Raw genomic sequence first — 19,581 nt, forward strand, 5'->3', positions numbered from 1 at the left:
CCGGCGACGGGCGCGGGCCCGGCGGAATCAGCAGTTGCCCGCCGTGGGGTGGCCGGCGAAGCGGTCGGCGAGCCACTCCATCGCGAAGGGGGACCCCGCGATGGCTCCGGTGATGTGGCCCAGCGGCATGGGCTGCCACTGGACGTCGACGCCCTTCGCGCACCAGTCGGAGCGCAGCTGCTGCCCCACGGTGTAGGGGATCAGCTCGTCGACGACGCCGTGGTAGAGGTAGACCGGGGCGTCGGGCCCGTGGGTGCCCAGCGTGTCGGCGCGCAGCGCGCTCTGCCAGTCGGCCTGGTGGAGCGGGTTGCTGGTGGTGACCTGGTCGATGCGCTGGAAGAGGCCGGCGATGGCGTCGATGGCGACGCACTGCGTCCTGACGATGTTCACCATCGACCGGCCTCTGGCGTTCAGGTACTTGGCGAGGTCGAGGGCCGGGTACGCGGCGTCGTGACCGACGGCCGAGGCGAGGATCAGGCCGGCGCCGACACCGCCGTTGTTGAAGTCGGCGACCTTGAGGAGGTCGGCGGGGACGCCGCCGGTGGCGGTGCCCTTGACGTTCAGGTCGGGTGCGTAGGAGTCGTGGATCTCGGCGGCCCAGCTGGAGGCCTGGCCGCCCTGGGAGTAGCCCATGATGCCGACGGGCGTGTCGGCGTTCAGACCGGTGCCGGGCAGCCGTTCGGCGGCGCGGGCGGCGTCGAGCATGGCCTGTCCCTCGGCCCGGCCGACGGTGTACGTGTGGGTGCCGGGGGTGCCGAGGCCCTCGTAGTCCGTGACGGCGACGGCCCAACCGCGCAGCAGCGCCTGCCAGATGAGGCTGCCCTCGGCGGTGGTCCCGGTGGGGAAGCCGGCGGAGGGCGCGCAGCTGTCGGCGAGGCCGACGGTGCCGACGGCGTACGTGACGAGGGGGCGCTGTCCGGTCCGGCCGTCGCGGGGGACGAGGACGGTGCCGGAGACGGTGGTGGGCGCGCCGGTGGCGGTGGTGGACCGGTAGTGGATCTTCCAGGCCTTGGTGTCCGTGGGGACGAGGGGATTGGGCATGAAGCGGGTCTGCTGGGCGCTGACCAGGTCGCCGGGCTGTCCGGCGGCGGTGGCATCGGTGGCGGTGGTGGGGGTGGCCTGCGTGTCCGCCGAGGCCTGGGCCGGGGCCGTGGCGGTCAGCGCGGTCGTCAGTGCGAGGGCGGCCAGGGCCGCGGGAACGATGTGCCGGATGCGTCGTACGGTGCTCTGCACTGCGGCTCTCCCATCGATTCGGTGGAAGGTGTGGGGTACAGGGACCGTAGTGACTTACGGGTAGGTCCGGCGCTGACCACGCCGCTCACCTTTGCTGACCCGGAATCGCATTCACTCCAAGGGGTTCATGCCGGGGGCTCATGCCAGGGCTCCGACGCCGGAGGGCGCGTCCCGGGGGCCGCGTGGCGGTACGCGCCCGGGGTGGTCCCGGTCCAGCGGCGGAAGGCCCGGTGGAACGCGGTGTCCTCGGAGAAGCCGAGCCGCGAAGCGAGCTGGGCGATCGGCTCGTGCCCCTCGCGGAGCCCGGCGATGGCCGCGTCCTTGCGGACCGAGTCCTTGAGCTGCTGGAAGGACGTCCCCTCGGCCGTCAGCCGGCGGCGCAGGGTCGCGGGGCTGACCGCGAGCCGCGCCGCGATCTCCGGGGCCTCCGGCAGCCGGGTCCGGGTGGTCAGGGCGCGGGCCATGGTGCGCCGGATCTGCTCGGTGACGGTGGTGCCGTAGTCGCGCCGGCTGAGCAGGTCGGCGGGGGCCCGGCGCAGCAGTTCGCCCAGCGCCGTCTCGTCCTGGATGAGCGGCGCGGCGAGCCAGTGCGCGTCGAAGGCGGCACCGGTGTGCTGCGCACCGAAGCGGACCGGGCAGCCGAAGAGCAGGTCGTACTCGGCCCGGTGCGGCGGCGCCCGGTAGGCGAACTCGGCCTGCAGCAACGGGATGCGGCTGCCGACGAGCCAGCTGGAGAGCCGGTGCCAGATCACGACCAGGCACTCGGCGAGGAAGTGGTCCGGGTCGTCGGCCAGGTCGCCGAGCACCGTGAAGTGCGCGACGCCGGCCGAGGCGTCGACGGCGAGGGCGGGACCGCTCGGGAACAGCCCGTAGAACCGCACCGCCCGGTCCAGCGCGGCGCCCAGGTCCCGGCCGCCCAGCGCCGTGCAGCACATCATGGCGAAGGAGCCGCGCGGGCTGGGCGCCGGGCCGAGGCCGAGGAACTCGTCGTTCGTGGCCTGGTGCAGTTCCCTGACGAGGCGGCTGAACTGGGTGTCGGTCACCCGGGCCCGGTCGTCGCCGAGCAGCAGGGGTGCGATCTGGGCCCGTTGGAGCAACGGGGCGGTGTCGATGCCGAGCCGCTGCGCGCCGCGTAACGCCGCTCTGACCCGGTGCACCGTGATCGTATGCGTGCCCATGACACTCAACGGTGGTGCAGCTGAGCGGCAGGGTCAACCCGTGTGACGGTTCGTGTCATCTTCGTGCGGCCTCGTGCTTCATAGCGTCAGGGCTACACGACCAAGGGAGGCGCGCGATGGGCACCATGGCACCGCAGACCGATCGGCCAGGGACGCTGGCGCTGACAGCGGAATGGGTGGCGGAACGGCACGGCGACAGTCCCGCACTGCGCTTCCGCGTCGGCGGCGGTTGGCGCGACGTCACCTTCACGGAACTGCGCGACACCGTACGGCGGGCCGGCTGCGGGCTCATCGCCCTCGGTGTGGAGCCCGGTGACCGGGTGGCGATCCTGTCCGAGACCCGGCCGCAGTGGACGTACGCGCACCTCGCCGCGCTGGCGGCGGGCGCCGTCGTCGTACCGGTCTATCCGACGGCCGGGGACGAGGAGGTCACCTGGGTGCTGAGCGACTCCGGCGCCTCCGTCATCCTCTGCGAGGACGACCGGCAGGTCGCCAAGGCCGAACGGCTGCGGGGCGGGGTGCCGAGCCTGCGGCGGATACTGCCGCTGCACGCCCTCGACGGCCTTGCGGAGGGCTCGACGGGGACGGCGGCCCCGCTCGACGACGGCCTGCTCGCCGAGCTGCTGGCCCGTGCCGAGTCGCGCAAGCCCGAGGACGTGGCGTCCATCGTCTACACCTCCGGCACCACCGGTATGCCCAAGGGCTGCCGCCTCACCCACGGCAACTTCGGCGCGGTGCAGGACGCCACCGTGCCGCACATCGACGGCGGCCTGCCCGGCGACACGACGTATCTGTACCTGCCGCTCGCCCATCTCCTGGCCCAGCTGATCCAGTTCACGACGCTGCTGGTCGGCGGGACGCTGTGTTTCTTCGGCGGGCGGATCGAGAACATCGTCGCCGAACTGACCGACGTCAGGCCCACCCACCTGCCGTCCGTGCCACGGCTGTTCGAGAAGGTGCACGCGCAGGTGCTGGCGCTCGCGGAGTCGCAGGAGGGCGGCAGGGAGCGGTTCGAGGCGGCCATCGCGCTCGGTGTGCGCGCGGCCGAGCTGCGGGAGCGCGGCGAGGAGCTGCCGCCGGAGCTGCGCGAGGCCTACGACGCCGCGGACGCCGCCCTGTTCAGCCTGGTCCGGGCCGCCTTCGGCGGCCGGCTGCGCTGGGCGACCACCGGAGGGGCGCCGATCGCCCCGCAGACCATGGCCTTCCTGCGGGCCTGCGGCCTGGGCGTCCTGGAGGGGTACGGCATGACGGAGTCCGGTGGCGTCATCGCCGTCAACCACGCCTCCGACTTCCGGCACGGCACGGTCGGCCGGCCGATCGACGGCTGCGAGGTGCGGATCGCGGACGACGGGGAGGTGCTCGCCAGGGGCGCCAACGTCTTCCCCGGCTATCACCACAACCCGGACGCGACCTCCGAGACGCTGGACTCCGACGGCTGGCTGCACACCGGGGACCTCGGCGCGCTCGACGCCGACGGCTATCTGACGATCACCGGCCGCAAGAAGGACATCGTCATCACCTCGGCCGGCAAGAACCTCACCCCGACCCAGATCGAGTTCGCCATCCAGCAGTCCCGCTACGTGTCCCGGGCGGTGATGATCGGCGACCGCCGCCCGTACCCGGTCGCGGTGATCACCCTGGACCCCGACGAGATCATCGGCTGGGCGTCCCGCACCCGGCAGGTGCTGGGCGCCCGCCCGACCCGGCACGCCGCGGTGCACGCGCTGGTGCAGGAGGTGGTGGACGCGGCCAATGAGCAGGTCGCCCGCCCGGCGCGGATCCGGGCGTTCGTGATCCTCGACGAGGACCTGTCGGTGGAGTCGGGCGAGCTCACACCGACGCTGAAACTCCGCCGCTCGGTCGTCGAGGAGCGGTACCGGGACCGGATCGACGCGCTCTACGCGGAGGCCGCGCCGAGCGTGCGGTAGCCGGGCCGCGCCGGGAAAGGCAGGAGCCCCGCACCACGGTGCGGGGCTCCTTGGTCGTGCTTTTCGGCGACTCGGTGATCAGACCGGGGTCACGTTCTCCGCCTGGGGGCCCTTCGGGCCCTGGGTGACGTCGAAGTTGACCTGCTGGTTCTCCTCGAGGGAGCGGAACCCAGCGGCGTTGATCGCGGAGTAGTGAACGAAGACGTCGGGGCCCCCGCCGTCCTGGGCGATAAAGCCGAAGCCCTTTTCAGCGTTGAACCACTTCACGGTTCCGGTAGCCATAAAGCCCTCCTTGGGCCCAAAGGGTTGCCCTGCTCCAGAACCTGCAACTGCGAAGTCTGAAAACTACAAAAGCCTACGGGGTCACATGCTCCGCAGGCTCTGTACTGCAAGGGAAACCAAACTGCAACTTGCGAGGAGAGTAGCACGCAGGTTCAGGGGTGGGGAAGGGTCTCAAGATCGGCCTTTTGAGGCCCTCCCAGGGGTGGTTCCGCCGCCCGCTCACAAGATCCGCAAGGACCAGGACTAGCCTCCTGATGTGGACAAATCTGCATCTGACACCGAAAGCGGCCGGACCCGTCCGCGGGTCGGCCACATCCAGTTCCTGAACTGCGTGCCCCTGTACTGGGGGCTTGCCAGGACAGGAGCCCTCCTCGATCTGGAACTGACCAAGGACACCCCGGAGAAACTCAGCGCCCAGCTGGTGCGCGGGGACCTGGACGTCGCGCCCGTCACCCTCATGGAGTACCTGCGGCACGCCGGCGAACTGGTGGCGCTCCCCGACATCGCCGTGGGCTGCGACGGCCCCGTCATGTCCTGCGTCATCGTGAGCCAGCTGCCGCTCGACCAGCTCGACGGCCAGCGGGTCGCCCTCGGCTCCACGAGCCGGACCTCCGTGCGCCTCGCCGAGCTGCTGCTCACCGAGCGGTTCGGGGTGACCCCCGACTACTACACCTGCCCGCCCGACCTGTCGCTGATGATGCAGGAGGCGCAGGCCGCCGTCCTCATCGGCGACGCCGCCCTGCGTGCCTCCCTGCACGACGCGCCCCGGCTCGGCCTGCAGGTGCACGACCTGGGCCAGATGTGGAAGGACTGGACGGGGCTGCCGTTCGTCTTCGCCGTCTGGGCTACCCGCCGCGACTACTTCGCCCGCGAGCCCGAGGCCGTCCGCGAGGTGCACCGCGCGTTCCTCGCCTCCCGCGACCTGTCGCTGGAGGAGGTCGAGAAGGTCGCCGAGCAGGCGGCCCGCTGGGAGGCCTTCGACTCCGAGCTGCTGAGCAGGTACTTCACGACGCTCGACTTCTCCCTCGGGGCCGAGCAGCTCGCCGGCATCGCCGAGTTCGCCCGGCGCGTCGGCTTTCCCAAGGAGGCGCGCGTCGAACTGCTCTGACGCCCGCCCCCTCCCGCACGGCCGCTGCGTCCGCCCCTAAAGGGCGGTCAGGGGGACCTGGACGGTACGGACCTCGCCGTCGCCCAGGTGCAGCAGGCCGCGGCCGGGCTGGATCGCCTGGCCGATGGAGCCGCGCTGCAGCCGGACGCCGACCAGGTCGCCGTCCGACATGTTCTGCGGCGACAGGAGCAGGCCCCGGCGCGCCTTCTTCATCTCGACCTGCCAGCCGTTGAAGCCTCCGCAGATGTCGTCCGCGTCGCCCGCGATGACCAGGCCGATGTCCTTGCCGGTCGCGTTGCGGACCACGGACTGGAAGACGTCCCCCGCCTCGCAGTTACGCAGCAGCTCCGCGTCGTCCACGATGATCACTCCGGGACCGCTGAAGCGGGACAGCGCCTCCTGGAGCTCCGCCGCGGTGATCTCGTCGGTGCCGAAGAAGCCCACGACGCCCGGGGCGTGCTTGAGGCGACGCAGCGGCGACTGGCGGCGCGGGGTGGCCAGGATGATCTGGGTGCCCGCGGTGAGGAACGAGCGGGTCATCGTCAGGAGCGCGGTGCTGCGCCCGGAGCGGGCGGGGCCGGCGATGACGAAGGCGGGGGTGCCCTCGGCGAGGTTCGGGCCCAGCACGGTCAGCTGGTCGCCGCCGATGGCCGCCATCGACCAGAGCCGGCCGCCACCGCGCATGGCCTGCTGCTCCTGCGGGTCGCGCATCTCCCACGCCTCCTCGAACTCGATCCGGGAGGGCAGCACGTCGACCCGGAACGGCCGGCGGGAGCGCGGTACGGCGCTGTCCCGGTCCTTGGCCGCGGCGCCGATGGCGTGCAGGGCCGCGGACTGGGCCTGGCCGCTGGGGTCCTCGGCGAGCAGCGCCACATGCGTCTCGACGGCGCCCTGGGCGCGGAACGCCCGGCCCGGCGGGATCTTCGCGGGGATCTTGCGCGGGTTGAGGCCGATGAGGGACAGGTCGCCCGAGTCGCTGAGCTGCAGCGCGATCTTGTTCTCGGTGAGGGTGGAGATCCGCCCGAGCAGCAGGGACCGGTCGCCCGTCATGATCACGTGGATGCCGACGGACGCGCCCTCGCGCATCAGCTGGAAGATCGTGTCGGTCAGCGAGCCGTTGTTGAGATCGCCGAGCGAGGGGGTGAAGCCCTCCCAGCGGTCCAGCAGCAGCACGATGTGCGGCAGCCGGTCCGCCTCGGCGACGCCCGTCCGCTGCTCGTTGACGTCGGTGAAGCCGCCCTCGCCGAGCAGCGCCATCCGGCGCTGCACCTCGGCGGCCAGCTTGCCGATCAGCCGGACCGCGCGGTCCGCCTCGTTGGAGCGGACCACGGCGCCGCAGTGCGGCAGCGACGACAGCGCCAGCAGCGCGCCGTTCCCGCAGTCCAGCGCGTACAGGTGCACGTCGGCGCAGGAGTTGGAGCGGGCCAGCGAGCCGGCGATGGTGCGCAGCGCCTGGGAGCGGCCCATGCGCGGGGCGCCCGCGATCATCAGGTGGCCGAAGGTCGTCAGGTCGATCGAGGCGGTGCGCCGCGCCTGCTCGCTCGGCAGGTCGTCGACCGCGTACGGGGCCGGCAGCAGGCCGTCGCGGGAGACGTTGACCGGGGCCTCCAGCTCGTCGATGACCATGCGCTCGGTGAGCGCGGGCAGCCACGGGCTGTGCTGCGGCGGCAGCCCCAGCTGCTCGTTGGCGCCCTGGATGGCCTCGACGAGGACGGCGAGGTCGGTGAGCAGGTCGTCGTCGTTGGTGCGGGGACCCGCCGGGCGTTCCGGGACCGGGCGGCCGATGCCGTCCCAGCCGATCTGCACGGTCCACGGCGCGGGCGCCTTGGTGGCGACCTGGCCGGGCCGCCGGCCGCCGACGCGTCCGGACTGGAACGGCAGCAGCGATGACGCGCCGAGCCGCACATACGCCCGGCCCGGGGTGGACTTGGCGATGTATCCGGCGTCGGGGGCGTCGATGACGTCGGACGATTCGCTGGCGTCGGTGACGCGCAGGGCGATGCGGAGGTTGGTGTTGGCGCGGATCTCGGGGGAGACGACGCCGGAGGGGCGCTGGGTGGCGAGGATGAGGTGGATGCCGAGCGAACGGCCGCGCTGGGCGATGTTGACCAGGCCGGTGACGAAGTCCGGCAGCTCTCGGGCCATGGACGCGAACTCGTCGATGACGATGAGCAGCCGGGGCATCGCCTCGAGCCCCGGATTGGTGCGCATCGCGATGATGTAGTCCTCGAGGTCCTTGGCGCCGGCCGCGGCGAGGGTGTGCTCGCGGCGGCGCAGCTCGGCGCCGAGCGACTCCAGGGCCCGCTCCACCAGGTGCGTGTCGAGGTCGGTGACCATACCGACGGTGTGCGGCAGCTTCACGCAGTCCTTGAAGGCCGCGCCGCCCTTGTAGTCGACGAGGACGAACGTCATCGCGTCCGGCCGGTTGGCGACCGCCAGCGAGGCCACGATGGTCTGCAGCAGCTCGGACTTGCCGGAACCGGTGGTGCCCGCGACCAGGCCGTGCGGCCCGTCGCGGACCAGGTCGATGGCGAACGCGCCGTCGAAGGACGAGCCGACCACGGCCTGGGTGGAACGGCCGCCCATGCTCCAGCGGGCGGCGATCCCGCCGACGGTGGGCGGCTCCATCTCGATGACGTCCAGCAGCCGGCAGGAGTCCGGCAGCGCCGAGCCCTCGTCACCGCTGACGTCGCGGATCGGGGCCATCGCGCGGGCCATCTGCTCGCCCCACGCGGCGGTCACACAGTCGGGCCGGACGGCGGAGACCGGCTCGACGCCGGCCATCGAGACCTGCAGCAGGCCGTAGTAGTCCTCCTCGACGAGCGCGCGGCACTCCTCGGGGAGCAGCCGGCGGTCGGCGTCGAGGCAGATGAGGTGGATGCCGACGCGCGGGCCGTCGCGCAGCACCTGGGTGAGGCCGGGGAGCGCGCGCAGCCGCCGGGAGCCGTCGAGGACGACGAGGATCGTCGGGCCGCCCCAGGCCTGGTTGGGCTGCGTGCCGGCCTCGCGGGCCGCGTCCTGGCGGGAGGTGACCTGGGCGAGCAGTTCGCTGATGCGGCGGGCGACGCTGTCGGCGTCGGTGCCGATCAGGGCCAGCGCCGACTGCCCTTCGCGGGCCCTGGCGTGCGGGAGCCAGCGCACCCACTCCCAGCCCTCGCGGCCGCTGGGGTCGGTGAGCACGCAGATCTGCAGGTCGGCGGGGGAGTGCAGGGCGGCGGCCTGCGCGACCAGCCAGCGGCCGATGGCGCGCGGCAGTTCACCGCGGCCGGCGACGCCGAGCACGCCGTGCTGCTGCATGGGGACGGTCACCGGGACGTCGGAGAGCTTCCGGGCCTCGTTGCGCTTGTGCTCCTCCTGGGCCGGGTCCGAGACCTGGACCTCGGTGGGGAGGGTGCCGGTGCCGACGCGCAGCATCCCGTAGTCCGGGTCGGAACGCCGCCGCTCCCACAGCCGCTGGCTCGGTCCGGTCGCGGCGACCAGCACCTCGGCCGGGTCCGGGGCCTGGGTGCGGCGGGCGGCGGTGTCGGCGGCCATGGCCTTGCGGGCCTGCCGCTCGATCGACTCCTTGTGCGTCTCGTAGTCGGCGGTGGTCTGGCGGAACGACTTCTTGCCGTGCTTCTTGTCGTTCATGTAGTTGCCGACCATGGCGACCGGGCTGAGCACCGCCATGAACAGGAAGCGCGGCTGGTGCATCATCATCGCCATGAGCACCGCGCCGAAGAGCGGGATGACCGCCATCAGCCAGGGCAGGGGCCGGTTCTCGGACTGCTTGGGCTTGCTCGGCAGCTGGAACTTGGTCGGCCGCGGCGGCGGCGTGATGCGCGGCGGCCGGTTGTAGTCGAGCCCGGTGCCGTCCTCGGAGGGCTTGAGGGCGGTGTCGGGGAAGCTCGGCAGGCTCAGTTCGAGCAGGGTCTGCCCGGCGGCGACGACACTGCGCGGCCGCCAGGGGCTCGCTTCGGTGAGCGGCAGGCCGTCGATGGTGGCGGAGCTGCCGAAGGACGGGTGGACGGTGACCGTCCCGTCGACCGCGACGTCCACCTCCACCGCCGAGTGCGGCAGCGCGGGGTCGTTGAGCCGGATCCACGCGTCGGGTCCGCTGCCGACGACGGCGACGCCCGGTCCGAGGCGGTGCACGCCGCCCGCGTCGGGGCCGCCGACGATCCGTACCTCCACCGTCCCCTGGGCGTCGGGCGCCGGGCAGGCGTCGGGCGCGGCGACGCTGAGCACCGCGCCGTCGCGCACCGGCGAGGCGTCCAGGCTCAGTTCGGGGTCGATCTGGAAGCCGTTGATGTGCAGGGCGGGCGGCCCCTGGCCGTCGTCCGGACGTCCGAGCAGTCGGCCGATCTCGGCCGCGAGCGCGCCGACGGGCGCCGCGGGGTCGGCGTCGACCAGCATGTCCGCACGGTCGTCACGGACCGGGTCGATCACGCTGAGCTGCAGTTCCACTGCCGTCCCCCTGCACCACTGAGCACCACTGGTATTTGCTGTTGACCATCATGCAACAGACGGCCGACAACGCACCGGCCGCATCAGGCGGAACCGCGGCCACGGCGGGAGGTGTCCTGACGATGGGTGGGGCAACAGTGAGAGAATCGACCGGCAGCGAACGCGGAAGCCGTGTGCGGCGGGCGGCCGCAGAACCGACGGGGGAAATATGGGCAGTCCTGACCGATTGAAGGTGGATCTAGGCGGTTTGGAGGATTTTGCCTCCAATCTCGAAGCGGTACGGACCACCATGAACGGCACGCGCAAGCTCTTCGAGTCCTACGAGGCGAAGCTCGGCTCCGGGAAGGTCGCGGACGCGCTGGACAGCTTCGAGCACAACTGGAAGGACGGCCGGAAGGAGATCGACGGGCACCTGGAGGGGTTGGCCAAGATGGCCAACACCGCGGTGCGCGAGATCCGGAAGGCCGACAAGCAGCTCGCCGACGATCTGGCGAAGGCGGCAAAGGGTGAGGGCGGCAAGTAGTGAGTGCGACTCCGCGGGTGATGCCGGTCGAGCGGGAGGGCTTCTCGCTCACCGTCCCGATGACATGGTGGGAGTTCGATCTGCACCCGGCCAGCCGGGACGAGAGCATCCGCAGGCTGATGGCGCAGCGGGTGCAGGAGAATCCGGCGCTCGGTGAACACCGTGACGTGCTGGCCAAGTTCCTGCGCAGGGCGGCGCGCGAGGCGTACGACAGCGGGGCGGTGTACGTCGGCTGCATGGCGCAGAACTTCGGCGGGGTGCCGCTGACCGCTTCCGTCACCGTGTCGCTGGTGGGTGCCCGTACGCCCGAGGGGCAGTTGCTGGCCACGGATCCCGCGTCGATCGTGGCGGGGCTGCGGGAGAAGCCGGCCCGGCGCGAGGGCGACGCGTGGCGGAAGGTGACCACGGTGGAGATTCCGGAGACCGGGGCCGCCGCCCGCACGTACGGGATCGAGGACATCGAGATCCCCGGTGACACCAGAACCATGCGAACCGTTCTGATGCAGACATTCATCCCGCTGCCGGGCGGCGGGGACCGGGTCGCACTGGTCGCCTGCAGCAGTCCCGTACTCGACCTCGCGGACTCGTTCTTCGATGTCTTCGACGCGGTGACCTCGACGTTCCGCTACCGGGAACCGCAAGCTGCACCTGCGCCGTCCTCACCCGTAAGCTGAGGCTTCCGCAGACCATCACATCAATCTGCGACTCAACGGCCACGGGGGTCGGCCCTGCGGCTAGGCCAATGGAAGGTATTCCTCTATGTCCAACGTGAACGTCACATACCAGGACATGCGTGACGCTGCCACCAAGCTCAAGACGGGGCAGACCGAGATCACGGAGAAGCTGAACACGCTGCACAAGTTTGTTCAGAGCCTGGTGAACGGCGGTTACGTGACCGACCGTTCCTCGAAGCAGTTCGACCAGTCCTACACGGAGTTCAACACCGGTGCCACCAAGACCATCGAGGGTCTTGAAGGTATGGGCAAGTTCCTCGAGAGTGCCGCGCAGGCGTTCCAGTCCGCGGACGAGGAGCTCGCCAAGGGCCTCGGTCACTGATCGAGCGGCAACGGATGCGCCGCAGCGGATCACCGCTGCGGCGCATCGTGCGTCGCGGCAGCCGCTCGGGGGCACACTCGCTCAGAGGAGGATCCGATGCAGCCGTTGGCTACGACAGATCCGTCGTCGATCGGTCCGTACCGTCTGCTGGGACGGCTCGGAGCGGGTGGGATGGGCCGGGTCTATCTCGGCCGCAGCCCCGGCGGCCGTACGGTCGCGGTGAAGGTGGTGCGCCCCGAACTCGCCGAGGACGCCGAGTTCCGTACCCGCTTCCGCCGTGAGGTGGCCGCCGCCCGGCTGGTGAGCGCGGTCTGGAGCGCCCCGGTGCTCGACGCGGACACCGAGTCGCCGGTGCCGTGGATCGCCACCGGGTACATCGCGGGGCCGACCCTGGCGCAGGCCGTCGACGAGTTCGGGCCGCTGCCGCCGAGCGGCGTGCGGACCCTGGGCGCCGGGCTCGCCGAGGCGCTGGACGCGCTGCACCGGCTCGGCCTGCTGCACCGCGACGTCAAACCGTCCAACGTGATGCTCTCGATCGACGGCCCGGTGCTCATCGACTTCGGGGTCGCCCGCGCCATGGACGCGGCGGGCGCGTCCGTCACCGGCAGCGGGGTGGTCGTCGGCTCGCCGGGCTACATGTCGCCGGAGCAGGTGCTCGCCCGGCCGCTCGGTGCGGCCTCCGACGTCTTCGCCCTCGGAGCCGTGCTCGCCTTCGCGGCGACCGGGCACGGCCCGTTCAGCGGGGACAGCGCCGCCTCGCTGCTCTACAAGGTCGCCCACGAGGAGCCGGAACTCGACGGTGTGCCGTACGAGTTGCGCGACATCGTGGAGTCCTGCCTCGCCAAGGCCCCGGCCGTCCGTCCCACTCCCGCCCGGCTCGCGGCGCGGCTGTCGCCCGACGGCGCCGCCGCGCTCGTGCGCCAGGGCTGGCTCTCCCGGCCGCTGATGGCGCAGTTGGGCCGGCACGCGGTCGAACTTCTGGACCTGGAGGCGGCTCCGCTGTCCACCCGCTCGGGGGTGACGCCCTCGGGGACGCCGCTCGGGTCGGCCTACGGCACGTTCGGTCCGCCGCCCGCGCCCTCGCACTCCTTCGGCATGGAGGCGTCGGGGCCGCGCGACGCGCTGCCGGGCACCGCGGGCTCCGGTGCGCGGTTCGCGCCGGAGCCCGCCGCGGACCGCGGGTACCGCCGGCTGCTGGCGGCGGTGGCCGTGGTGCTGGCCGCCACCGTCGCCGTGACCGCGGTGGTCCTGTTCCGGCTGGAGGACAAGCCGGGCGGCACCACCGGCGGGACAGGGAGCGGAACCCCGTCCACCGGCGCGAACACCGGCGCGGTCACCGGGGCCGTGCCCGCCGTGTTCATCGGCACGTGGCAGGGCGGCACCGTGTCCACCAACGGCGTTCCCAACGGGGTCCTGACGGTCACCGTCAAGGCGGGACGGGTCGGCGAGATGGTCGCCGACGGCACCGTGGACCTGCTGGGAGTCCTGCACTGCGGAGGCACGTGGAAGCTGGTGTCCGCGACCACGAGGATGCTGGTCCTCGACTCGACGGGCGGCAATCCGGGCGCGACGAGCGGCTGTTCGCCGGGCGCCACGGCGGAACGGCTGACCCTCAAGAACGCCCTGACGTTGACCTACACCACCAACGACGCGGCAGCCGGCCACCCCAGCGGCGACCTGAAGAAGATCAATTAGCCGGAGGCGGCGGCCGGGTGGTCAGCCGGTGGTTTTGCAGAGTTCCTTGGACGGCGCGAACTGGAACTTGCCGTCGACCGAGATCACCGCGTTGACCGTGTAGCAGGTGTCGGCCGTCACCGACCCGGCCGTGAACACCACCGCGGGCTCGTTCCCGTTCGGCGTCTTCTGCAGCGGCTCGCCGCCACCGGGCACCACGGCCCGCACGACATAGCCGGCGACCTGCGCGGCCTGGGTCGGCGCCTTCCACGTGATCTGCACATTCCCGTTGGCCTTCACGGCCTGCACGTTCTGCGGCATCAGACCCGCCAGCTTGTCCGCCGGCACCTGCACCGGGGCGGCGCTCGACGTCGGTCCCGGCGCCGTGGAGGCGCTGGAGGACGCCTTCGGCTCGGGCTTGGAGTTGCGGTCGCGCAGCACCAGCGTGGCCGCGGTGCCCGCGGCGGCGAACACCACCAGGGCGGTCGTCGCCGCCAGCAGCCGCTTGCGCGACTGCCGCTTGGCCTCGTCCTGCGCCCGCGCGCCCGCCTGTTCGACGGCCGCCTGCTCCTCGGGCGTCAGGTCGTCCGCCGGGTCCCAGCCCGGCAGCGGCGACTCCATCGCCGGTTCCGGCTCCAGGGAGGGCACCTTCGTCGCGGACGCGGGGGTCAGCAGTGAGCGCAGCGAGCGGTGCACCTCGGTCAGCGGCGGCCGGCCCTCCGGGTTCGCCGACATCATCCTCCGGACGAGGATGAGCAGCGGGTCCGGTATGTCATGCCGGTGGGCCGGGTACGGCAGTTCGCCGCGCAGCACCTCCGCGTAGAGCGCGGACCACGAGGTGCGGCCGGCGTCCGCGTACGCCGGTTCGCCGTTGAGCAGCGCGTACAGCGTCGCGCCGAGGCTGTACACGTCGGCGGCCGGGCCCGGCTTCTCCCAGCCGAAGAGCTCGCGCGGTACGAACATCGGGTCGAAGACCGTGCCCAGCCGGGGCGCGGAGCGCTGCAGGACGCGGGCGAGGCCGTGGTCCGCGAGCAGCGCGTCGCCGTTCTCATCGAAGAGGATGTTGGCCGGGCGGACGTCCAGGTGCAGTACCCCGCGGCGGTGCGCGGAGTGCAGCGCCAGCGCCAGGCGGGTGCCGATCACGATCGTCTCGTCGACGGGGAACGGGCCGGAGTTGGCGAGCTTCGCCTGTGCGTTGCCGCCGCGGCAGAACTGCTCCACCAGGTAGGGGCGGTGCTCGGCGGTGAAGCCGGCGTCCTCGACGGTCACGGAGCAGGGGTGGCGGGCGGCGGCGCCCGCCGACAGGAGTTCGGAGTGCGCGGCCAGCCGGGTGCTCTCGTCGTCGACCGTGACGGCGAGCAGCTTGACGGCCACCTCGGCGCCGGTCGCCTCCTCGGCGCACAGCAGCACGGAACTGTGGCGGCCGGTGCCGGCCTGGCGGAGCAGTTTGTAGCCCGGCGGGAGGCGATGGCCCTCCGCCGACGTCTGCGCCGGTACGGCGACGGAACCCTCGTCGCTCTCCGGGTTGTCCGTCGCGCCCTGCCCGCGCCTTCCCGGCGTCCGGTCCACCGATGTCCTCCCGTGCCTCACGCGTCTCACGACAACCTACCGTCTCCGCCGTCCGGCCGGGTCGGCGCCCGCACCCTGTGGCCGGAGGCGGTCAGTTCCGCCGCAGGCGCAGCGCGCGAACGACCCGGTCGCGTCGGGGGATGGTGCGGAGCACGACGCGTTCGATGGCGTCGCAGTGGGCCCAGGCGGCGTCGGCCGACGCCGGGTCGGGGGTGCGGCCGGCGTAGCCGACCTCGTTCACCAGGCGGGCGAGATCGGGGAGATGCTCGCCGGCGGCGCCGCCCACCCGGGACGCCCCGAACGCGGCGACCTCCTCGGCGGTGTGCGCCCCGGTGGCGGGCAGCCCGATCTCGGTGAGCCGGTCGACGATCTGCTGCCAGGCGCCGAGCACCCGCTGCCGCACATCGGCGGCGCCGCGCCGCCTGGCCCGCCGCCGCCAGGGCAGCCAGGCAGCGTAGAGCAGATAGCCGAGGACGAGGAGCAGGGCGCCGGCCAGGGCGTAGATCCACCAGGGGGTCCCGGCGTCCGGGGCCGCCGCCGCGGGCCGCGTCGTGCCGGGCCCCTTGGGCGGGGCGGACGGCCGCGGCTGGTCGGTGATCTGCTGGTCGACCGTCTTGCGGTCCTTGGTCTGCCCGGCCGGGGCGACGGAGGTGCCGTCCTTCGACGTGGTGCCGGGGGTCGGGTAGAAGGGGACCCAGCCGATGCCCTGGAACTCCACTTCGGGCCAGGCCAGTACGTCCTTGCCCGCCACCTGCCAGGTGTCGTCGGCCGTCTTCGTGCCGGGGCGGAAGCCGACCACGACCCGCGAGGGCAGCCCGAGCGTGCGGGCGAGCACCGCGAACGAGGCGGCGAACTGCTCGGAGGTGCCGCGCTTGCCCTCGGTCAGGAAGAACTCCAGACCCCGGTAGGTGTGACCGGGGATGGCCCGCGGGTCGAACTGGTAGGACTCGCGCAGCCAGTCGGCGAGCTTCACGGCCTGCTCGTACGGGAAGGAGCTGCCCTCGGTGGCCTTCGCGGCGATCTTGGTGAAGGACGCGACGGACGGGATGGGCTGGTCGGCCGCGTCCGTGCGCGGGAGTTGCACGAGGGCCGGGTCGTCGGCGGCCGGCGCGTACTGCAGCCGCTGCACGTCGTAGACCGGCAGCTGGGACACGGTCGTGTAGCTGAACCCGGAGGGCGCCGTCCGGTCGGTGGCCAGCACGCCCGCGGCCGGGTCCACCGACAGGTCGGTGTGGTCCGGCAGCGTCACCGCCGACGGCCGGTCGGCGGCGGGCAGCCAGATGCCGGGCAGCGACTGGACGGTGAAGCGCTGGGTGACCTCCTGGCGCTTGCCCGGGTCGACGCCGCGTTCCGCGGGGACCCGGCCGCCGGTACGGGCCAGCTCGGCGGTGCTGGACCACGTCGTGCCGTTGTACGCGTCCAGCACGGCCAGCCGGTAGTTGGTCTCGGCGGCGGTGCGGACGGTGAAGACCTTGGCGTCGCCGCTGCGCATCAGTGCCGCGACCTGGTCCAGCGGACTGATGGACTGCGGACGGACGGTGGGCGGGGTGACCGCGTCCCGCGGGTCGTACGCGGCGCCCATCCCGGGCAGACCGGTGCCGGCCAGCGAGGCGACGAGGGTGAGGCCGAGGACGACCGGCAGGCCGAGCGCCAGACCGCGCGGCGACAGGCTCACCCGGGAGCGGATCAGTGCCAGCAGGGCGGTGAGCGCGGCCAGCGCGGCGACCACCGGGTAGTTGGAACCCGGGCCGTCCACCCCGAGCACCAGCGGGATGCCGAAGGCGAGCACCGCGGGCAGCGCCGGGAGCACCGGGGTGCGGGTGCGCAGCGCCAGTTCGGCGGAGGCGAAGGCGGCCAGCCACAGCACGGCATGCGGCAGGACCAGCAGCCGCGCTTCGCCCGGCACGGGGAGGATGGTGGTCAGGACGGCGTGCGGGGCGTCGAGCAGCGCGGGCCAGATCGCGCGCGGCCCGCCGTCCCGGAACATCGTCAGCCAGACCGTGCCCGTCCAGGCGGCGGCCGTCAGCACGATGGACGGCCAGAGCGGACCGGTGCGGCCCTTGCGGGACAGCGCGCCCGACAGCGCCGCGGACACGACGATCGGCGCGAGGACGGAGACCGCGAGGACCGGCAGCAGGTCGCGGGTGTCGAACACCCGGTGCCAGCCCAGGCCGGAGGCGGCGAGCAGCGCGGCGACCGGCAGCAGCGACCACAGGCGGCGGGCGCGCCCGAGGCCGTCGCCGCGGGTCGCGACCGGGCTCTTCGGACGTTCGGCGCTCGGCCCGGTGGGCGCGGGCGCGGCCCAGTCCCAGTTCGGGCCGCCGCCCTGCGGCGGCAGCGGCGCGGTGCGCGCGGGACGCGTGGTGGCACTCACCGCACGGCCTCCCAGCGCCAGCCGGCCAGCAGGGCGTCCAGGGACGCGATGTGCAGTTGCGGTACGTCGACGGTGGCGCTCGACACGCCCTGCGCGTCGGGCGCGGCCATGTCCTGGCCGGCGCGCAGCATCGTCACCCGGTCGAAGCGCCGCCTGACCCGGCCGAGCGCGGTGAGCCCGTCGGTGTCGCCGGTGCCGGTGACGACGACCAGCGAACCGCCGCCCCGGTGGTGCTCCAGGCCGTCGAAGGCGGACGCGGCCGACTTCCGGTCGGAGCGGCCGATGAGCGCGAGCCGGTCGAGGAGCGCGTCGGCGTCGTTGCCGGAACCGTCGGTGTGCAGGATCGGGCCCGCCTCGCTGAGCACGTGCACGGGGAAGTTGGAGCGGGCGGCGGCGTACGCGATGGACGCGGCAGCGTCGACCGCCAGCTCGAAGTCGTCGTCCGACACGTAGGCGCCGGGCCGGGTGTCGAGGACGAGCGTGGTGTGCGGCAGCGACACGTCGACCATCTGCCGGACCATGAGCGTGCCGGTGCGGGCGGTGGACCGCCAGTGCACCCGCCGCAGGTCGTCGCCGAGGACGTACTCGCGCAGCGCGTGGAAGGTCAGCGACCCGTCGTCGGCGGTGTCGGAGGTCGGCCCCTCGACATGGTGCGCCTTGCCGGACGGCAGCACCGGCAGCAGGCAGACGCGCGGGCGGACGACGAGGGTGTCGGCGGAGCCGTAGGAGCGGACCCGGCGCGCGAGACCGAGCGGGTCGGTGCGCTCCAGTCGCAGCGGGCCGACGGTGATCCGCCCGCGCCGCGTGGTCGGCAGCGCGTAGTGCAGCTCCTGCGAGCCGCCCGCGCGCAGCACCGGCACGTCCATGGTGAGCGGCTGGTCGCCGCACATGTCGGTGGCGCGCAGTCCGCGCCGGGTGCGGGTGCCGGTGTTGGTGAGGGTGACGATGCCGTCGGCCGGGTCACCCCGGCCGACCTTGCGCGGCGCGATCCTGCGGTCCGCGCCCAGTTGCGGTCTGGGCAGCGTCCAGAGGACGGCCGTGACGACCGCGGCCAGGCAGGTCAGCCCGAGCGCGGCGGCCTCCCCGTACCCGTACCCGTAGCCGGCGCCCAGCAGGGCGGCACCGGCCAGCAGCGTGCCCCAGCCGGTGGCGGACAGCGGGCCGGCGCCCGCACGGGCCGTGGCGGTCGCCCCGGACATCAGATCCGCGCCCCGCCGGCCGCCTGCGGCACCGGAACCGTCGCCAGGACCTCGGCGATGACGTCCGCGCCCGTACGGCCGCTCAACTCGGCCTCCGGGGTGAGGATCAGCCGGTGCGCGAGCACGTGCACCGCGAGCGCCTTGACGTCCTCGGGCAGCGCGTAGTTGCGCGACTGGGAGGCGGCCCGGACCCGGATGGCACGCAGCAGCGCGACGGATCCGCGCGGCGACGCGCCCAGCCGGACGTCGGGCAGCGCGCGGGTCGCCGCGACGACCCGCACGATGTAGTCGTAGAGCTGCTCGGCGACCTGCACCTGCGTCGCGACCTGGATGAACTCCGCGATGTGGTGCGAGGAGGCGATGGTGGAGAGCGCGTCGGGCGAGGCGTTGGCGGCGGAGCCGGTGAGCACCGCGACCTCCGAGGCGTGGTCCGGGTACCCGATCGTGACGCGCATCAGGAAGCGGTCCAGCTGCGCCTCGGGCAGCGCGTAGGTGCCGCCCATGTCCACGGAGTTCTGTGTCGCGAGGACCATGAAGGGGCGCGGCACCGGGTGGGTCTTGCCGTCGGCGGTGACCCGGCGCTCCTCCATGACCTCCAGCATCGCCGACTGCGTCTTGGGCGAGGCGCGGTTGATCTCGTCACCGAGCACGATGTTCGCGAAGACCGGCCCCGGCAGGAAGTCGAACGTCCCGGTGTTCTGCCGGTAGATCGTCACGCCGGTGATGTCGGACGGCAGCAGGTCGGGAGTGAACTGCACCCGCGCGAAGTTCGCCTCGATCGACGCGGCCAGGCAGCGCGCCAGCGTCGTCTTGCCCGTGCCGGGAACGTCCTCGATGAGCAGGTGCCCCTCCGCGAACAGGCAGGTCAGCGCCAGCTCGACGGTGTCGCGCTTGCCCTTGACGACGCGCTCGATGTTGTCCCCGAGCGCGTGGAAGCACTGGGCGAAGAGCGCGACGGGATCGTTCTGCGGGTACTGCGGGGGAACGCTCATGACGTGCTCGCACTTCGGT

Annotated in this window: 14 protein-coding genes; 6 read left to right on the top strand and 8 right to left on the bottom strand. The window is 72.8% G+C overall.

The genetic code is table 11. The features are described 5' to 3' along the window. Nucleotides 1-27 precede the first annotated feature (27 nt). Both O3X23_RS22790 and O3X23_RS22795 read right to left on the bottom strand, forming a co-directional pair. Entirely contained in the window at nt 28-1,212 is a 1,185-nt protein-coding gene (locus O3X23_RS22790; RefSeq protein WP_443047941.1) for a lipase family protein, read from the bottom strand. Between the two features lie 146 nt (nt 1,213-1,358). Then, on the bottom strand, nt 1,359-2,411 hold the full coding sequence (locus tag O3X23_RS22795) for an AraC family transcriptional regulator (protein WP_269273339.1): 1,053 nt from the start codon (nt 2,409-2,411) through the stop codon (nt 1,359-1,361). A gap of 116 nt (nt 2,412-2,527) precedes the next feature. Between O3X23_RS22795 and O3X23_RS22800 the strand changes: the two genes are divergently transcribed. Continuing rightward, a complete protein-coding gene (locus O3X23_RS22800; protein ID WP_269273340.1) occupies nt 2,528-4,339 on the top strand; it encodes an AMP-dependent synthetase/ligase in 1,812 nt (603 codons plus the stop codon). A 78-nt stretch (nt 4,340-4,417) separates the two neighbouring features. Here O3X23_RS22800 and O3X23_RS22805 read toward each other — a convergent pair whose 3' ends face one another. Next, complete coding sequence (locus O3X23_RS22805) at nt 4,418-4,621, bottom strand: cold-shock protein (protein WP_014144190.1); 204 nt, start codon at nt 4,619-4,621, stop codon at nt 4,418-4,420. Nucleotides 4,622-4,877: 256 nt separating this feature from the next. Between O3X23_RS22805 and O3X23_RS22810 the strand changes: the two genes are divergently transcribed. Next, nucleotides 4,878-5,729, top strand: a complete 852-nt coding sequence (locus tag O3X23_RS22810; protein WP_269273341.1) for a menaquinone biosynthetic enzyme MqnA/MqnD family protein — start codon at nt 4,878-4,880, stop codon at nt 5,727-5,729. 36 nt (nt 5,730-5,765) lie between these two features. Here O3X23_RS22810 and O3X23_RS22815 read toward each other — a convergent pair whose 3' ends face one another. Next, nucleotides 5,766-10,175 (bottom strand): FtsK/SpoIIIE domain-containing protein, encoded by a 4,410-nt coding sequence (locus tag O3X23_RS22815; protein ID WP_269273342.1) that lies wholly within the window; start codon nt 10,173-10,175, stop codon nt 5,766-5,768. A gap of 247 nt (nt 10,176-10,422) precedes the next feature. Here O3X23_RS22815 and O3X23_RS22820 point away from each other — a divergent pair, with 247 nt between their 5' ends. The 4 genes from O3X23_RS22820 (at nt 10,423) to O3X23_RS22835 (ending at nt 13,449) form a co-directional block, all read left to right on the top strand. After that, a complete protein-coding gene (locus O3X23_RS22820) occupies nt 10,423-10,698 on the top strand; it encodes a hypothetical protein (RefSeq protein ID WP_269273343.1) in 276 nt (91 codons plus the stop codon). Next, a complete protein-coding gene (locus O3X23_RS22825; protein WP_443047939.1) occupies nt 10,698-11,372 on the top strand; it encodes a hypothetical protein in 675 nt (224 codons plus the stop codon). Before O3X23_RS22820 ends, O3X23_RS22825 begins: the two co-directional genes overlap by 1 nt. 85 nt (nt 11,373-11,457) lie before the next feature. Beyond that, the gene (locus tag O3X23_RS22830) at nt 11,458-11,754 is read left to right on the top strand and encodes a WXG100 family type VII secretion target (protein WP_269273344.1); all 297 of its coding nucleotides are present in this window, start codon (nt 11,458-11,460) and stop codon (nt 11,752-11,754) included. Nucleotides 11,755-11,850: 96 nt separating this feature from the next. Beyond that, nucleotides 11,851-13,449 (top strand): serine/threonine-protein kinase, encoded by a 1,599-nt coding sequence (locus O3X23_RS22835; RefSeq protein ID WP_269273345.1) that lies wholly within the window; start codon nt 11,851-11,853, stop codon nt 13,447-13,449. A gap of 21 nt (nt 13,450-13,470) precedes the next feature. Here O3X23_RS22835 and O3X23_RS22840 read toward each other — a convergent pair whose 3' ends face one another. The 4 genes from O3X23_RS22840 to O3X23_RS22855 all read right to left on the bottom strand — a co-directional run bounded on the left by O3X23_RS22840 (nt 13,471) and on the right by O3X23_RS22855 (nt 19,562). Further along, nucleotides 13,471-14,997 carry a serine/threonine-protein kinase gene (locus tag O3X23_RS22840; protein ID WP_269273346.1) on the bottom strand — a complete coding sequence of 509 codons (1,527 nt, stop codon included), beginning with the start codon at nt 14,995-14,997 and terminating at the stop codon, nt 13,471-13,473. Between the two features lie 91 nt (nt 14,998-15,088). Beyond that, entirely contained in the window at nt 15,089-17,371 is a 2,283-nt protein-coding gene (locus O3X23_RS22845) for a DUF3488 and transglutaminase-like domain-containing protein (protein WP_269273347.1), read from the bottom strand. Continuing rightward, complete coding sequence (locus tag O3X23_RS22850; RefSeq protein ID WP_269273348.1) at nt 17,368-18,570, bottom strand: DUF58 domain-containing protein; 1,203 nt, start codon at nt 18,568-18,570, stop codon at nt 17,368-17,370. Before O3X23_RS22850 ends, O3X23_RS22845 begins: the two co-directional genes overlap by 4 nt. Next, nucleotides 18,570-19,562, bottom strand: coding sequence for an AAA family ATPase (locus O3X23_RS22855; RefSeq protein ID WP_269273349.1), 993 nt, complete (start codon nt 19,560-19,562; stop codon nt 18,570-18,572). The genes O3X23_RS22850 and O3X23_RS22855 overlap by 1 nt, the downstream gene beginning before the upstream one ends. Nucleotides 19,563-19,581: the final 19 nt, after the last annotated feature.

It is taken from the genome of Streptomyces sp. H39-S7 (assembly GCF_027158205.1).
Taxonomy (GTDB): Bacteria; Actinomycetota; Actinomycetes; order Streptomycetales; family Streptomycetaceae; genus Actinacidiphila.